General features: G+C 64.0%; 9 protein-coding genes, 2 tRNA genes and 3 rRNA genes (1 of these 14 only partly in view). 10 read left to right on the top strand and 4 right to left on the bottom strand.

Going from position 1 to position 14,882, the window contains the following annotated elements:
- The 7 genes from ATSB10_RS15005 to ATSB10_RS15035 form a co-directional block, all read left to right on the top strand.
- Nucleotides 1-49: ribosomal RNA gene (locus ATSB10_RS15005) — 16S ribosomal RNA — on the top strand; it begins 1,496 nt to the left of the window's first position.
- Between the two features lie 100 nt (nt 50-149).
- Nucleotides 150-226 (top strand) — tRNA-Ile (locus ATSB10_RS15010).
- Between the two features lie 10 nt (nt 227-236).
- A tRNA-Ala gene (locus ATSB10_RS15015) sits at nt 237-312 on the top strand.
- Between the two features lie 226 nt (nt 313-538).
- Nucleotides 539-3,417 (top strand): 23S ribosomal RNA (locus ATSB10_RS15020).
- A gap of 117 nt (nt 3,418-3,534) precedes the next feature.
- Nucleotides 3,535-3,647 (top strand): 5S ribosomal RNA (gene rrf, locus ATSB10_RS15025).
- The 16S, 23S and 5S rRNA genes sit together here with 2 tRNA genes alongside, the layout of an rRNA operon.
- 146 nt (nt 3,648-3,793) lie before the next feature.
- Entirely contained in the window at nt 3,794-4,477 is a 684-nt protein-coding gene (locus ATSB10_RS15030; protein ID WP_063673556.1) for a rhomboid family intramembrane serine protease, read from the top strand.
- A gap of 11 nt (nt 4,478-4,488) precedes the next feature.
- On the top strand, nt 4,489-4,812 hold the full coding sequence (locus ATSB10_RS15035) for a DUF1820 family protein (protein WP_063673557.1): 324 nt from the start codon (nt 4,489-4,491) through the stop codon (nt 4,810-4,812).
- Nucleotides 4,813-4,822: 10 nt separating this feature from the next.
- Here the strand turns inward: ATSB10_RS15035 and ATSB10_RS15040 are convergent, their stop codons facing one another.
- Both ATSB10_RS15040 and tfpB read right to left on the bottom strand, forming a co-directional pair.
- Nucleotides 4,823-5,545, bottom strand: coding sequence for a glutamine amidotransferase (locus ATSB10_RS15040; protein WP_063673558.1), 723 nt, complete (start codon nt 5,543-5,545; stop codon nt 4,823-4,825).
- Nucleotides 5,542-7,368, bottom strand: coding sequence for a type IV pilus assembly ATPase TfpB (gene tfpB, locus ATSB10_RS15045; protein WP_063673559.1), 1,827 nt, complete (start codon nt 7,366-7,368; stop codon nt 5,542-5,544). The genes ATSB10_RS15040 and tfpB overlap by 4 nt, the downstream gene beginning before the upstream one ends.
- Before the next feature lie 97 nt (nt 7,369-7,465).
- Between tfpB and glyQ the strand changes: the two genes are divergently transcribed.
- Together glyQ and glyS are read left to right on the top strand one after the other, a co-directional pair.
- Nucleotides 7,466-8,374 (top strand): glycine--tRNA ligase subunit alpha, encoded by a 909-nt coding sequence (gene glyQ, locus ATSB10_RS15050; RefSeq protein WP_063673560.1) that lies wholly within the window; start codon nt 7,466-7,468, stop codon nt 8,372-8,374.
- Complete coding sequence (gene glyS / locus ATSB10_RS15055; RefSeq protein WP_063673561.1) at nt 8,371-10,515, top strand: glycine--tRNA ligase subunit beta; 2,145 nt, start codon at nt 8,371-8,373, stop codon at nt 10,513-10,515. Before glyQ ends, glyS begins: the two co-directional genes overlap by 4 nt.
- Nucleotides 10,516-10,578: 63 nt before the next feature.
- Here glyS and ATSB10_RS15060 read toward each other — a convergent pair whose 3' ends face one another.
- Nucleotides 10,579-11,202 (bottom strand): helix-turn-helix domain-containing protein, encoded by a 624-nt coding sequence (locus ATSB10_RS15060; RefSeq protein ID WP_083966245.1) that lies wholly within the window; start codon nt 11,200-11,202, stop codon nt 10,579-10,581.
- A 329-nt stretch (nt 11,203-11,531) separates the two neighbouring features.
- Here ATSB10_RS15060 and ATSB10_RS15065 point away from each other — a divergent pair, with 329 nt between their 5' ends.
- The gene (locus ATSB10_RS15065) at nt 11,532-12,419 is read left to right on the top strand and encodes a YbaY family lipoprotein (RefSeq protein WP_063673562.1); all 888 of its coding nucleotides are present in this window, start codon (nt 11,532-11,534) and stop codon (nt 12,417-12,419) included.
- Between the two features lie 112 nt (nt 12,420-12,531).
- Here the strand turns inward: ATSB10_RS15065 and ATSB10_RS15070 are convergent, their stop codons facing one another.
- Nucleotides 12,532-14,382: an autotransporter domain-containing protein gene (locus ATSB10_RS15070; RefSeq protein WP_063673563.1), complete on the bottom strand. Its 1,851-nt coding sequence runs from the start codon at nt 14,380-14,382 to the stop codon at nt 12,532-12,534.
- Nucleotides 14,383-14,882: the final 500 nt, after the last annotated feature.

Raw genomic sequence — 14,882 nt, forward strand, 5'->3', positions numbered from 1 at the left:
GTCGTAACAAGGTAGCCGTATCGGAAGGTGCGGCTGGATCACCTCCTTTCGAGAAAGGCAGCACTTATCTGCTGCAAGACGTCCACACAAGACACCTGCACATCCGCACGCCACAGGGCGTGCATGGTCATTTCGACCGGAAGCTTTATGGGTCTGTAGCTCAGGTGGTTAGAGCGCACCCCTGATAAGGGTGAGGCCGGTGGTTCGAGTCCTCCCAGACCCACCACCAAGCACCTGGGGCCATAGCTCAGCTGGGAGAGCACCTGCTTTGCAAGCAGGGGGTCGTCGGTTCGATCCCGACTGGCTCCACCAGTTTTGAAACGAGCTTCTGACGGATGTGTAGCGCACACAAAAGATTTGAAACCGACCGGCGTTGAGGCCGGCACGGTGTTCTTTGAAAATGTAAACGAGTGACAAGCGTTTTGGTTCAAACCGAACCGAGATGTGTCGTTGAGGCAAATGTAGCGACGTGTTGTTTGGCGGAATCCCGTTCCTGAGGAGGAAAGGGAGTATGCCCCGAGGCGACTTGGGGTTATATGGTCAAGCGAACTAAGCGTATACGGTGGATGCCTTGGCAGTCAGAGGCGATGAAGGACGTGGCAGCCTGCGAAAAGTGTCGGGGAGCTGGCAACAAGCTTTGATCCGGCAATGTCCGAATGGGGAAACCCACTCCGCAAGGAGTACTGCATGGTGAATACATAGCCATGCAGGGCGAACCCGGGGAACTGAAATATCTAAGTACCCGGAGGAAAAGAAATCAACCGAGATTCCCTCAGTAGCGACGAGCGAACGGGGAGCAGCCCAAAAGCGCACAGTGTTTTAGTCGAAAGGTCTGGAAAGGCCTGCCGTAGACGGTGATAGCCCGGTAGACGAAAGGGCACCGTGCGTGAAATTGAGTAAGGCGGGGCACGAGAAACCCTGTCTGAACATGGGGGGACCATCCTCCAAGGCTAAATACTCCTGACTGACCGATAGCGAACTAGTACCGTGAGGGAAAGGCGAAAAGAACCCCGGAGAGGGGAGTGAAATAGACCCTGAAACCGTATACGTACAAGCAGTGGAAGCCCGCAAGGGTGACTGCGTACCTTTTGTATAATGGGTCAGCGACTTACTGTCAGTGGCGAGCTTAACCGTATAGGGGAGGCGAAGGGAAACCGAGTCTGAATAGGGCGCATAGTCTCTGGCAGTAGACCCGAAACCGAGTGATCTATCCTTGGCCAGGTTGAAGGTGCGGTAACACGCACTGGAGGACCGAACCCACATCTGTTGCAATAGATGGGGATGAGCTGAGGATAGGAGTGAAAGGCTAAACAAACTCGGAGATAGCTGGTTCTCCTCGAAAGCTATTTAGGTAGCGCCTCGGACGAATCTTCCTGGGGGTAGAGCACTGTTATGGCTAGCGGGTCATCGCGACTTAGCAAACCATGGCAAACTCCGAATACCAGGACAGACTATCCGGGAGACACACGGCGGGTGCTAACGTCCGTCGTGAAAAGGGAAACAACCCAGACCCGCAGCTAAGGTCCCAAAGTTAGTGCTAAGTGGAAAACGATGTGGAAAGGCATAGACAGCCAGGAGGTTGGCTTAGAAGCAGCCACCCTTTAAAGAAAGCGTAATAGCTCACTGGTCGAGTCGGTCTGCGCGGAAGATTTAACGGGGCTAAGCACTACACCGAAGCTCGGGGTGCATCGCAAGATGCGCGGTAGAGGAGCGTTCCGTAAGCCTGTGAAGGTGAGTTGAGAAGCTTGCTGGAGGTATCGGAAGTGCGAATGCTGACATGAGTAACGATAATGCGGGTGAAAAGCCCGCACGCCGAAAGCCCAAGGTTTCCTCGCGCAACGTTCATCGGCGCAGGGTGAGTCGGCCCCTAAGGCGAGGCAGAAATGCGTAGTCGATGGGAAGCTGGTTAATATTCCAGCACTTTTCTTAAGTGCGATGTGGGGACGGAGAAAGTTAGGTCTACCGGGCGTTGGTTGTCCCGGGGAAAGGCGGTAGGCATGGATCTTAGGCAAATCCGGGATCCTTTATGCCGAGCACCGAGACGAGTCCTATTGGACGAAGTGACTGATACTACGCTTCCAGGAAAAGCCACTAAGCTTCAGCTTAAGAAAAACCGTACCGTAAACCGACACTGGTAGGCAGGGTGAGAATCCCAAGGCGCTTGAGAGAACTCGGGTGAAGGAACTAGGCAAAATGGCACCGTAACTTCGGGAGAAGGTGCGCCCTCCGGTGTGGTCACGTGCGTGACTGAGCACTAGAGGGTCGCAGTAACCTGGCCGCTGCGACTGTTTATCAAAAACACAGCACTCTGCAAACACGAAAGTGGACGTATAGGGTGTGACGCCTGCCCGGTGCTGGAAGGTTAATTGATGGGGTCAGCCGCAAGGCGAAGCTCTTGATCGAAGCCCCAGTAAACGGCGGCCGTAACTATAACGGTCCTAAGGTAGCGAAATTCCTTGTCGGGTAAGTTCCGACCTGCACGAATGGCGTAACGACAGCGGCGCTGTCTCCACCCGAGACTCAGTGAAATTGAAATCGCTGTGAAGATGCAGCGTTCCCGCGGCAAGACGGAAAGACCCCGTGAACCTTTACTATAGCTTTACACTGAACGTTGAGTTCTTCTGTGTAGGATAGGTGGGAGGCTATGAAACCAGGACGCCAGTCTTGGTGGAGCCATCCTTGAAATACCACCCTGAAGTGCTTGACGTTCTAACCTAGGCCCGTAATCCGGGTCAGGGACCGTGTATGGTGGGTAGTTTGACTGGGGCGGTCTCCTCCCAAAGAGTAACGGAGGAGCACGAAGGTACGCTCAGCGCGGTCGGACATCGCGCACTGTGTGCAAAGGCATAAGCGTGCTTGACTGCGAGATCGACGGATCAAGCAGGTACGAAAGTAGGTCTTAGTGATCCGGTGGTTCTGTATGGAAGGGCCATCGCTCAACGGATAAAAGGTACTCCGGGGATAACAGGCTGATACCGCCCAAGAGTTCATATCGACGGCGGTGTTTGGCACCTCGATGTCGGCTCATCACATCCTGGGGCTGTAGTCGGTCCCAAGGGTATGGCTGTTCGCCATTTAAAGTGGTACGCGAGCTGGGTTCAGAACGTCGTGAGACAGTTCGGTCCCTATCTGTCGTGGGCGTTGGAGATTTGAGGGGGGCTGCTCCTAGTACGAGAGGACCGGAGTGGACGTTCCGCTGGTGTTCGGGTTGTCATGCCAATGGCATTGCCCGGTAGCTATGAACGGAAGCGATAACCGCTGAAAGCATCTAAGCGGGAAGCGCGCCCCAAGATGAGATCTCCCGAGAGCTCGACTCTCCTTAAGGCCCCATCTAGACTAGGTGGTTGATAGGCGCGGTGTGGAAGTGCAGCAATGCATTGAGCTTACGCGTACTAATGAGCCGTGCGGCTTGACCATATAACCCCAAGACGCTTCGCTTCTCTTCAGCGAAACATCTCGATCGGTTCCAAATCGCTTGTCACTCGTTTACCCCTTTAGCCGGTCCGGCGCTCCAAGCGCTGACCGCACCCCTTCCCTGGCGGCTATAGCGCTGTGGCCCCACCCGATCCCATCCCGAACTCGGAAGTGAAACGCAGCCGCGCCGATGGTAGTGTGCATCCGCATGCAAGAGTAGGTCACTGCCAGGGACCTTTTTCAAAAAGCCCCCTCCGTCAGGAGGGGGCTTTTTATTTACGCCCCTTCCGACCAGCAATGCGCTTTTGGGCCATGGTGCCCGGCACCTGCGACGCGAGGCGTGGAATACTCCCGATTCTGTCCACCTTTCGGACATCTCATGTTCGTCCACGTCGATAATCGTCGTCGCACCCGCCTGCACTGGGCGACGCTGCTGCTGGTAAGCGTCTGTGTCGTCTGTTTCGTAAGCCTGGCCCTGATGCGTCCGCCCGAGCGCGTCTCGTGGCTGCTCGACTGGGGAACCATCCCGGCGAACATCTTCGACATCAAGCAGCCCTTCCTTCCCCAGCTGACCGATCCTGCACTGCTGCGGCTGTTCACCGCGTTGTTCATCCATGTCGAGTGGACGCATCTGCTCGGAAACCTGCTGTTCCTTGCCATCTTCGGGCTGCCGGCCGAGCGGTCGATGGGCTCGCTGCGCTTCCTGACCCTTTTCGTTGTCGGCGGTATGGCCTCGAACCTCGTCGGGGCGCTCTCGCTGGCAGGCGTCCTGCGGCCGATCATCGGCTGCAGCGGAGCGGTGTCGGCGGTGCTGGGTGCCTACGTCGCGCTGTTTCCCCGGGCCAGGCTGGGGCTGGTGCTTCCGCTGGGTCTTTACCTGGAATTCGTGCGCGTGCCGGCATTCCTGTTGATCGGCATCTGGGTGCTGCTGCAACTGCTGTTCAGCTATGCCGGCCCGAGCTATGGCGCGGTAGTGTGGTGGACCCACATCGCCGGGTTTCTGTTCGGTTTGCTGTTTGCCCTGTTTTCGCGTGACGCGATCGTGCGCCGTATGCGCCACTGAGTCGGAATCCCATGCGCAACAAGAAGCTCTACAAGATCACTTTCCTGCATCTGGGCAAGTCGTACGAGTTGTATGCGCGGCATGTGGCCACGAGTTCGCTGTGGGGGTTCATCGAAGTTGGTGAGCTGGTGTTCGAGCCTGCTGGGGAGGGACTCCTTGTCGATCCGACCGAGGAACGCCTGCGCGAGGAGTTCGGGGATACCCGCGTATTGCACCTGCCGATGCAGGCGTTGCTCCGCATCGAAGAGGTCGAGCGCAAGGGAAGCATGAGCATCCGCGATGCTGCGGACGGTCAGAAGGTCACGCCGTTCCCCTTGCCGCCGAAGCCGCGTTGACCGCTCCGCCTCAGCGATCCAGCGCGTGGTGTCGGACGAAGCCGCGCAGCAGCCTGCGAGCGTAAGGAGTCGGATTGACCGACGCATAGATCTGCCGTTCATCGCTGCCTTCCCGGCGCATGTCATGCCGCTTGCGATGAATGTACGCGCGCATGATCTCGGCGTTGAATTCGGGATGGAACTGTACGCTCAGCGCGTTCGGGCCGTATCGCAGCAGATGATGAGGATCCCGGGCGGAGCGGGCCAGTACACGGGCGCCGGCGGGGAGTTCGAGTACGCTCTGTTCGTGGGTGGTATGAGCGTGGAAGCGATCCGGCAGTGCACCGGCCACGGGGTCATCGACTGCTTCGGCCAGCCGCTCGATGGGCAAGGTGCCGATCTCGCGTCCCCCAGGCAGGTAACCGACGCGACCACCGAGGGCATGCGCCAGCAACTGATGGCCGTAGCAGACTCCGAACAGCGGCAGTCCACGATCCATCGCGGACCGGATCCACCCGGCGGTCCGCTCACTCCATGCCGCGCGGTCGGTCACCATGCACGCCGAGCCGGTGATGAACGCGCCAGCCACCTCGCCGGGATCGGGGAGCGCCTCTCCGGACACCACGTCGATCTCCCGCACACGTTCGCGCGCCAGGCCCGTGGCCACCCGGAACCACTGCGGAAAATCGCCGTGCCGCGCACGTATCGGGGTGGGCGCGGACCCGGTCCGGATGACAAGTACCGGGGCCTTCATGCGGCAGACGAGGTGTCCGACGGGTCGATCGGCGGGAGCACGGTGAGTACTTCCTTCACCGTGGTCAGGCCCAGCGCCACCTGGTCGGCGGCGGAGATACGCAATGGACGCATGCCCTCGGCCAGCGCCGCGCGGCTGAGACTGGCCAGATCGAGCTGCGGCGAAACCAGGGCGCGCAGCGACCGACCCAGCGACAGCATCTCGTAGATGCCGGTACGCCCCATGAAGCCGGTGTTGCGGCACTCCAGGCAGCCGACCGGACGGTAGACCGTCTCCGGCAGAGGCACGGTCCAGCCGTGAGTGAGGGCGATCCATTCGTCCGGATCCTGCGCGGCCGGTTCCTTGCAGTAGGCGCAGAGCGTGCGCACCAGCCGCTGCGCCACCACGCCGGTGAGTGTGGACTGGATGAGGTAGTGCGGAACACCCAGGTCGAGCAGGCGGGTGATCGCGCTGGGGGCGTCGTTGGTGTGCAGGGTGGACAGCACCAGGTGACCGGTCAGCGATGCCTGCACCGCCATCTGCGCCGTGGGTAGATCGCGGATCTCGCCGATCATGATGATGTCCGGGTCCTGCCGCAGCAGGGTCCGCACGCCGGCGGCGAAGTCCAGGTCGATCGATGCCTGCACCTGCATCTGGTTCAGCTCGGGGCTGACCATTTCGATCGGATCCTCGACCGTGCACACGTTCAGCTCCGGCGTCGCCAGGTGCTTGAGCGTGGAGTACAGCGTGGTGGTCTTGCCCGAACCGGTGGGGCCGGTCACCAGCACGATACCGTGGGGCCGCTCCACCATCGACCGCCAGGTCGATCCCTCCTGTTCCGAAAAGCCGAGCTGCTCGAAACTCTTCGACACGATGTCCGGATCGAAGATGCGCATCACCACCTTCTCGCCGAAGGCGGTCGGCATGGTGGACAGGCGCAGCTCCACTTCACGGCCGGCGGCGGAGCGGGTCTTGATGCGTCCATCCTGGGGTCGGCGCTTTTCCGATACGTCCATGCGACCGAGGATCTTGATACGCGAGGTCACCGCGGTCATCACCGGTGGCGGCAGCTCGAACACCTTGTGCATCACGCCGTCGATACGGAAGCGCAGATTGCCGGCTTCGCGCCGCGGTTCGAGATGGATGTCCGAGGCGCGTTGTTCGAATGCGTACTGCAGCAACCAGTCGACGATGTGCACGACATGGCGGTCGTCGGCACCGACCTCCCCGGTCTTGCCCAGTTCGACCAACTGCTCGAAATTGAGCACGGCCGAGGCGTCGTAGCCACCCGCGCCCTTGGCGTCCTGCGCCAGCTGGATCGAGCGCTGGACGCCGTAGAATTCCTGCAGGTACCGGTGGATGTCCAGTGGATTGGACACCACGCGCAGCACGTCGCGCCGGAGCATGTGCGCCAGATCGCGCGCCCAGCCGGCGTCGAACGGCTCGCAAGTCGCGAACGTGATGGCCTCCGGCGATGCGGCGACCGGCAGGATGCGATGACGCTGCGCATAGGCAAGGCTGACCGTCTGGGTCACCGCCGCCACATTGATGCGCATCGGGTCGATCTTCAGGTAGGGTAGGTCGGCCTGTCGGGCTACCCACTCGGTCAGCGTCTCCAACCCCAGTGGTCGCCCCGGCTCCCGGCGGTTGGGCAACTTGGCCTGCGAGACTACGACCAGCGGATGCAGCTCCACCGTGCTGCGTCCTGCGCGATGGCCCATGCGTACCTGTCGGGCGTCGTCGGCAGCGAGATAGCCATCCACCACCAGGGCGGCGAGCACTTCGTCCAGCTCGAGGCGATGACGCCGGCCGAGCAGCGGAGCACCTTGCGGGGAGGTGGCCATGAAGGGAAGGGAACTCCTGCTGTCCTGGGTGCCGAAAAGCTGGCCGCGATGCGGTCCCGGCTATACTAACGCGCTTTATCCCAGGTCACGGAAAGCCATGTCCGCGCGTACCTTCCAGGACGTCATCCAGACCCTCAACCGCTACTGGGCGGCGCAGGGTTGCGTGTTGTTGCAGCCCCTCGACACCGAGGTCGGCGCCGGCACGTTCCATCCTGCCACCTTCCTGCGCGCACTGGGGCCGGAGCCCTGGGCCGCCGCCTATGTGCAGCCGTCCCGCCGCCCCACCGATGGCCGTTACGGCGAGAACCCCAACCGCCTGCAGCACTACTACCAGTACCAGGTCGTGATGAAGCCGAATCCGGAGAACATCCTGGATCTCTACATCGGCTCGCTGAAGGAACTGGGCCTCGATCCGCTGGTGCACGATCTGCGCTTCGTCGAGGACAACTGGGAGTCGCCGACGCTCGGCGCCTGGGGCCTCGGTTGGGAGGTATGGTTGAACGGCATGGAAGTGACCCAGTTCACCTACTTCCAGCAGGCCGGCGGTCTGGAGTGCCGGCCGGTCACCGGCGAGATCACCTATGGCCTCGAGCGCCTGGCGATGTACCTGCAGAACGTGGACAACGTCTACGACCTGGTCTGGACCGACGGCCCGCGCGGCGTGGTCACCTACGGCGACGTGTTCCACCAGAACGAGGTGGAGCAGAGCACCTACAACTTCGAGCATGCCAACGTGCCCGAGTTGCTGCGCTGGTTCGACGTCTGCGAGTCCACCGCCAACCAGCTGATCGACGCCGGCCTGCCGCTGCCGGCCTACGAGCAGGTGATGAAGGCCAGTCACACCTTCAATCTGCTCGACGCCCGTCGCGCGATCAGCGTGACCGAGCGCCAGCGCTACATCCTGCGTGTGCGCACGCTGGCCCGCGCGGTGGCCGAAGCGTATGTGGCACAGCGCGAGAAGCTCGGATTCCCGGGCCTGAAGAACACCAAGGAGCAGGCTGCATGAGCGCCGCCAAGCCGTTGCTGATCGAACTGGGCACCGAGGAACTGCCGCCGAAGGCGCTGGACGAACTGGCCGCCGCGTTCGCCCGCGGCGTCTGCGATGGACTGGCCCGACGTGGCATCGAGGCCGGCCTGGATGCCGCCCGGGTCTATGCCACACCGCGCCGTCTGGCGGTCTATGTACCGGATGTGGCGTTCGCCCAGCCAGAGCAGGTGATCGAGCGTCGCGGCCCTGCGGTGTCTGCAGGTATCGGCGCGGACGGCCAGCCGGCCAAGGCGCTGCTGGGCTTCGCCCAGTCCTGCGGCGTGGGCGTGGACGCGCTGGAAAAGCTCGAGACCGACAAGGGCGCGTGGTTCGTCTACCGCAGCGTGAAGCCCGGCCAGCTGGTCGCCGACCTGGTGCCGGAGATCGTCGCCGAGGCGCTGAAGGCGCTGCCGATCCCCAAGCCGATGCGCTGGTCCGACCATGACTACAGCTTCGTCCGTCCGGTGCACTGGCTGGTGATGCTGCACGGAACCACCATCATCGACGGCGAGGTGCTCGGCCTGAAGAGCGGGCGCAAGTCGCGCGGCCATCGCTTCATGCATCCGCAGCCGATCCACGTGGTCGACGCGGACAGCTGGGAGGACGCGCTGCTCGCCGCCAAGGTGATCGCCGACCCGGCCGTCCGTCGTGCCCGTATCCGCGATGAAGTGGCCCGCGTTGCCGCGCAGACTGGCGGCGTGCCGCGCCTGGACGACGCGCTGCTGGACGAGATCGCCAACCTCACCGAGTGGCCGGTGGCGATCGCCTGCACCTTCGAGCCGGAATTCCTCGCCGTGCCGCCGGAGGCGCTGGTCACCACGATGGAGGCGAACCAGAAATTCGTCCCGGTGTTCGACGCCGAGGGGCAGCTCACGGAGCACTTCATCGGCATCGCCAACGTCGACAGCCGGGATCCGGCGGAGATCCGCAAGGGCTACGAGCGGGTGATCCGCCCGCGCTTCGCCGACGCCAAGTTCTTCTGGGACGAAGACCTGAAAACGCCGCTGGCCAGCTACCAGGAGGCGCTGAAGAACGTCACCTACCAGCAGTCGCTGGGCAGCCTGTGGGACAAGACCGTACGCGTGGCCGAGCTGGCCCGCGTCATCGCCAGTCGGGTCGGTGTCGATGCCGGTGCCACCACCCGTGCCGCCAGCCTCGCCAAGTGCGATCTGCTGACCCGCATGGTGGGCGAGTTTCCCGAGCTGCAGGGGGTGATGGGCCGTTACTACGCCAGCCGGCAGGGTGAGCCCGAGGCCGTGGCTCTGGCGCTGGACAGCTTTTACCAGCCGCGCTTCGCCGGCGATGCCATCGCTGCGGACGCCGTGGGCCGGGTGATCGCGGTGGCCGAGCGTCTGGACACCCTGGCAGGCATTTTCGCGGTCGGCCTGAAACCCAGCGGAAGCAAGGATCCGTTCGCGCTGCGCCGCGCTGCGCTGGGTCTGGCGCGCACCCTGGTCGAAGCCGGCCTGGAGATCGATCTGGATGCCGCGTTTGCCGAAGCCCTGGAGCTGCTGCCGGACGCTGCCCTGCAGGCAGGCATCAAGCCCGCCAGGGACGGCAGCCAGCGGCAGCTCGACGCCGGACAGCGCCGCGCCGAGCTGCGCCGCGAACTGCATGAGTTCGTGCTCGACCGCCTGCGCGGCTACTACGCCGAGCGAGGCTTCGACGGACAGTCGTTCGAGGCCGTGCTGGCCGTTGCGCCGGCGAGCCTGGCCGACTTCGACCGTCGCCTGCGTGCGCTGGCCGATTTTTCTCGTCGCCCCGAGGCGGGCAGCCTGGCCGCTGCCAACAAGCGCGTGGCCAATCTGTTGCGCAAGCAGGCTGAGGAGTCCGGCGCGGCCGTGGCCCGGGCCGTGGATCCGGCGCGCTTCGAGCTGCCCGCCGAGCGCGCACTCGCCGATGCGCTGGAAGCGGCCGACCGGGACACCCGGGAGGCGTGGGACGCGCGCGACTACGGTCGTGTGCTGGAGCGTCTCGCCCTGCTGCAGGGTCCGGTGGACGCGTTCTTCGACGCCGTGCTGGTGAATGCCGAAGACCCGGCCGTGCGCGCCAATCGCCTGGCCCTGCTCGCCCATCTGAAATCGCAGTTCAGCGCCGTGGCCGACATCGCGCTGCTATAGGCCGGACAGCAGAAGGGCAGCGCCGTCTGGCGCTGCCCTTCCTTCCGGCTGGGATGGAGCGCCTCAAGCCAGCGCGGGGAGATCCTGCCGGTTCCGTTCGGCCAGTGCCTGTTGAAACGCCAACAGCGCATCGGCATCGATGCGGGTGCCTTCCGGCCCGACGATCTCGTAGAGCGCCGCGAGCATCCGCTCCTGCTCGGTCGGGCTCGGTTGCGTACCGGCCAGCGCCAGGTTCGATTGCAGCAGTCGCCGGGCGGCGGCCAGGCGCCGATCGTCACCGTGTCCGTCACTCGCCTGCTGGTGGCTGGCACCGAAGCCCTGTGCGAGCGACGGTTCCCGATTGCGGGTCGGTCCGCTCACTTCAGTCGTCGACTGCTCCTCCGAGGCCTTGCTCACGGCGTCCGGCTGGATTGCGCCTTCGCCGGCGACCAGCCACACCAAGGAGATGCCAAGGGTCTTGGCAAGCGTGACGCAGCGGGCACGCGAGGGGTCGCTGTTGCCGTCGCGCCAACTCCGCACCACGCCCTCGGAGAAGCCGCACATTCGTGCGATTTCGGTGGCGCTGCCGACGCGCTGGATGAGCAGGCGGATGCGCTCGGCGAAGCTGTTGCTGGGATTCGGAACCGGTTCGAGGCGGGGGCTCTCGGAGAGCGAAGGGGGAAGAAGCGATGCGCGGCGAGTGTTCATGATCGTGCCAGGGGTTGGTGACCGCTAGGGGAAGGCGCCGGAACCGAGTCCCGGCACGCCAGCTGAATCTGGACAGCTTTTCAAGCCAGATCGTTCCTTCGAGAAGGACGAGCCGCTGCCATGCAGCCCTCTACAGACAACATCTTGCGGCTTTCCGCTCCCTTTCACCGTCGGTCCCGGGCAGTCACATCCGTGCAGCACGGCATCTTGACTTTTCCCGTCGAGCTTTTTTGGGCTAAGCTTGCCCACTTCCCCCGCGGTGCCTTGCGCGGCGCGAGCGCGCCTGACAGGGCTCGTGCCCGTTTCAAACCGTTCGATGAGGTTCCACGATGCGCAAGGTAATTTGGTCGCTGGTTTCGGTGACGGCGCTGGCACTGGCCGGCTGCAACAGCTCCACCCAATCGCCTCAGGCGAACGGTGGCCCCGCCGACGCCGCTTCGGCTGCGGCTCCGCAGGCGAACAACAAGGTGACCGGCCAGATCACCCTGCGTGAACCGGCACAGCTCTCGCCGCAGGCCAAGCTCGAGGTGAGCCTGGTCGACGTGTCGGCGGCGCCGACCGACGCCAACGGCGATGCGACCGCCGCGGTTCCCAACGCGCCGATCGTCACCAAGACGATCTCGCCGGTCGGGTCGTTCCCGGTCAGCTTCGAGCTGGACTTCGATCCGGCCAAGATCAATCCGAACAACCTGTACGTGGTCAAGGCGCACATGGTGGACGGCGACCGCAACTACGAGATGCCGCTGCAGGCGCCGGTGCTGACCAAGGGCGCCAGCAATCAGGTTTCGATCCAGCTGGTCGCCCAGCAGACCCCGGCCGAAAAGGACCTCGCCGCGTTCGAGGACCTGAAGAAGCAGATCGGCGGCATGAAGATCAAGTCCGGCACCAAGCTGGAGAAGGATGCTTCGCGCGGCTGGCAGGTGTTCCGCCGCGACGGGCAGGTGCAGTTCATCCGCGAGCAGGTCGACTACGGTGACAAGGGCTTCACCGACACCGACTACGCCTACAAGGCGGGCAAGCCGTGGGTGGCGGTGCAGCAGAAGAAGTCCAGCAAGGACGCCAAGACGGGCAGCACCGAGCAGGTGAGCTGGGACGTCGATGGCAAGCCGGTACTGCATCAGGTGCTGAGCGGCGGCAAGACCAGCGATCTGTCCGACAGCGAGGCCGCAAGCCTCAAGAGCCAGGCCGAGAACATCCTCAAGCTCGCCGGCAAGTAAGCCTGCCTCGACATCCGCCTTCCGGGCCACGATTTCCGGCGTGCTCGGAATGGCCGGAAATGAAAAAGCCGTCCGCACTGCGGACGGCTTTTTTGTTGGCCGGAAGGCCGGGTCAGAACGCGACCTTGAACCCCAGGTTCACGCCGGTGTTCTTCTGGGTGCTGTCGCTGAAGCGGCTATTGACCGAAATCCAGCTGCTCACGCTCGGGGTCAGCTGGGCGGACAGGCCGATATCGGCGCTGCCCCAGGTCTTGTCGGGCACGAAGCCAGACAGCGCGAAGGTACCGCCCATGGTGTTCAGGCCGGCCATCACGGTGCGCGGGTCGGCTTTGCTGTCGTGGTTCCAGGCCAGCTCGACGAATGGAGCCATCTGCAGGTCGTTGACCTTCCACGAACCCATCAGGCGCCAGCCCAGCGAGCTGATCAGCGCGTCGCGCTGCTGACGGCCGAAGTACATCGCGGTCGAGTCGCTGCCGTTCTCGCTGTAGCCGTTGACCTTGATGGTCTGCCATTCGACGTGGGCGAATGGACCGGTCTTCAGCGACTGGCCGACGTTGAACCACCAGCCACCCTCGACGCCGCCGCCCAGGTGCGAACCGTCGGCCTTGCCGCTCTCGACGCGGAGGGCGGGACCGATCTGGATGCGCCGCTCGATGTCCTTGAAGTTCGACTGACCGAAGCTGGCAAAGCCGCCGACGTAGCCGCCGCCGTTGGAGTACGTGGCGAACAGCTGGCCGGAGATGTCCTGCAGCTTGTAACCACCGGTATTGCCCCGGAAGTCGGCCTTGTTCTGGCCTAGGCCCAGCGAGACGCCCACGGTGGTGTGGTCGCCGGTACGCACGTCCGCGCCGACGGTCAGGTTGGCGTTGTTGCTGGTGGTCTTGGGCGAGGCGTCGGTCGCGTCGAAGCGCTGGTGACCGTAGTCGAGTGCGGCGAACATGCGCGTGCCGCTGCCCTGGCCGTCGGCCAGCATCTCGTTGCGGATCGCCCGGTACTGCGCAGCGGTCGACGCCAGCGGAGCCTCACCCAGCATCGACACCTGGCCGGGAGCGGCGATTTCGGCCAGTACCACCTGGGAGAGCAGGCGGTGGGCGGCGGTGGTCGGATGCACGCCGTCAGCGAACAGGTAGGTCTGGTCGGTGCCGGCCGCATAGCTGTAGGGCAGGCCGGAGCCTTGCGGACCGCACTGCACGGAACTCGAAGTCAGGCCGCAGGCAGCGTCGGTGACGTTGCTGAAGCCGTACGCACCGGGGTTGGCGATCACCTCGTTGATCAGCCCGTAGGTGTTCACCGGGATGACGTTCAGGCCGCCGGCGCTGAGCTGCGACAGGCCGCTGCTCAGCGTGCTGTTGTAGATCACCGAGAGCTGGGTCGCGCCGGCCGATGCCGCGGCACCGCCGGCCATCGCCGACGGGGTCTTGCCGATGTCCGGCAGGTTGTACACCACCACGTAGCGGCCGCCGGCCGCCTGCAGCTGGCCGAGCAGGCCGAGCTCGGTCTGCGCCGCGGTGGCGGTGCCGGTGACCAGTGCCGTGGTGTCGGTGGTGGTCGCGGTCAGGTAGAAGATGTCGTTGGCGCCGCCCCACACCTGGTACAGCGCATTGGGGTCGGCCTGGCCACCGGTCGCGGTCAGGTACATGCCCAGCTGCTGCGGCAGGGTCGGGATCGGACCGGCCGAGGAGTTGTTGACCAGGCCGGCACCGCCGAAGGCGAAGTTGGTGCCGCCCAGCAGCGAGGCGGTGGTGGGATGACCCAAGCCATCGGCGACCAGCTCGGCAGCGGTCTCGCCCGGGTTGGTGGTGAAGCGTGTGGGCGACGGCGCGCCGAGGGCGAGCGACAGGTTGCCACCGTCGCTGAGGCTGTCGCCGATGATGACGACCTGGCTGAACTGGGTGGCACTGGCAGCCTGGCTGGCCAGCAGACCGGCGACGACGGCGCCGACGAGAAGACGGGTACGGGGCATGTGTTGAAGCTCCTGAAGCCGGGTTGGTTTTGTTATGACCGGGTTACGTTAATCCCTTCCATACCGGAGCGCATGCTGCGTTGCATCGCGCCGGGACGAGCATGTTGGCGGATACGCCGTCATCAGTCGAACAGGTGTTCGACCGCGCCGCCGTTGGTGAGCACGCTGGAAAGATCCGCTAGCGGGACCTGCAGCGCCCCCGTTGGCTGCCTGGCCGGGTCAGGATCGGTGGCAGATGAGGATGTGGCCGGGGGCGGCACTGCGGCCGGCACGGGCACGACCCGGCTGACCGGGATCGCTCCCCGGTGGCCGCCGGCGATCTCCACGAACTTGCAAGCCGTGGCTGCGCCAGCGCGGTCGCGGCGCATGCGCGGATAGCGCGGCTGTCCCGCCAATGCCTAGTTGCCCCGAACATGCAATCGCCTCATGCCGGGAGGACGAGGTCGGGAGGCAAGCCCCTCCGCCAGCGTGATGCCCCCGGCGCACGGCAGGCGGCGTGG

The sequence above is a fragment of the Dyella thiooxydans genome (assembly GCF_001641285.1).
Classification (GTDB): domain Bacteria; phylum Pseudomonadota; class Gammaproteobacteria; order Xanthomonadales; family Rhodanobacteraceae; genus Dyella_A; species Dyella_A thiooxydans.

What these genes read in the sequence shown, in the direction of transcription:
- ATSB10_RS15030 (WP_063673556.1), top strand. Translation starts at nt 3,794, where the DNA reads ATGTTCGTCCACGTCGATAATCGTCGTCGCACCCGCCTGCACTGGGCG.
- ATSB10_RS15035 (WP_063673557.1), top strand. Translation starts at nt 4,489, where the DNA reads ATGCGCAACAAGAAGCTCTACAAGATCACTTTCCTGCATCTGGGCAAG.
- ATSB10_RS15040 (WP_063673558.1), bottom strand. Translation starts at nt 5,545, where the DNA reads ATGAAGGCCCCGGTACTTGTCATCCGGACCGGGTCCGCGCCCACCCCG.
- tfpB (WP_063673559.1), bottom strand. Translation starts at nt 7,368, where the DNA reads ATGGCCACCTCCCCGCAAGGTGCTCCGCTGCTCGGCCGGCGTCATCGC.
- glyQ (WP_063673560.1), top strand. Translation starts at nt 7,466, where the DNA reads ATGTCCGCGCGTACCTTCCAGGACGTCATCCAGACCCTCAACCGCTAC.
- glyS (WP_063673561.1), top strand. Translation starts at nt 8,371, where the DNA reads ATGAGCGCCGCCAAGCCGTTGCTGATCGAACTGGGCACCGAGGAACTG.
- ATSB10_RS15060 (WP_083966245.1), bottom strand. Translation starts at nt 11,202, where the DNA reads ATGAACACTCGCCGCGCATCGCTTCTTCCCCCTTCGCTCTCCGAGAGC.
- ATSB10_RS15065 (WP_063673562.1), top strand. Translation starts at nt 11,532, where the DNA reads ATGCGCAAGGTAATTTGGTCGCTGGTTTCGGTGACGGCGCTGGCACTG.
- ATSB10_RS15070 (WP_063673563.1), bottom strand. Translation starts at nt 14,382, where the DNA reads ATGCCCCGTACCCGTCTTCTCGTCGGCGCCGTCGTCGCCGGTCTGCTG.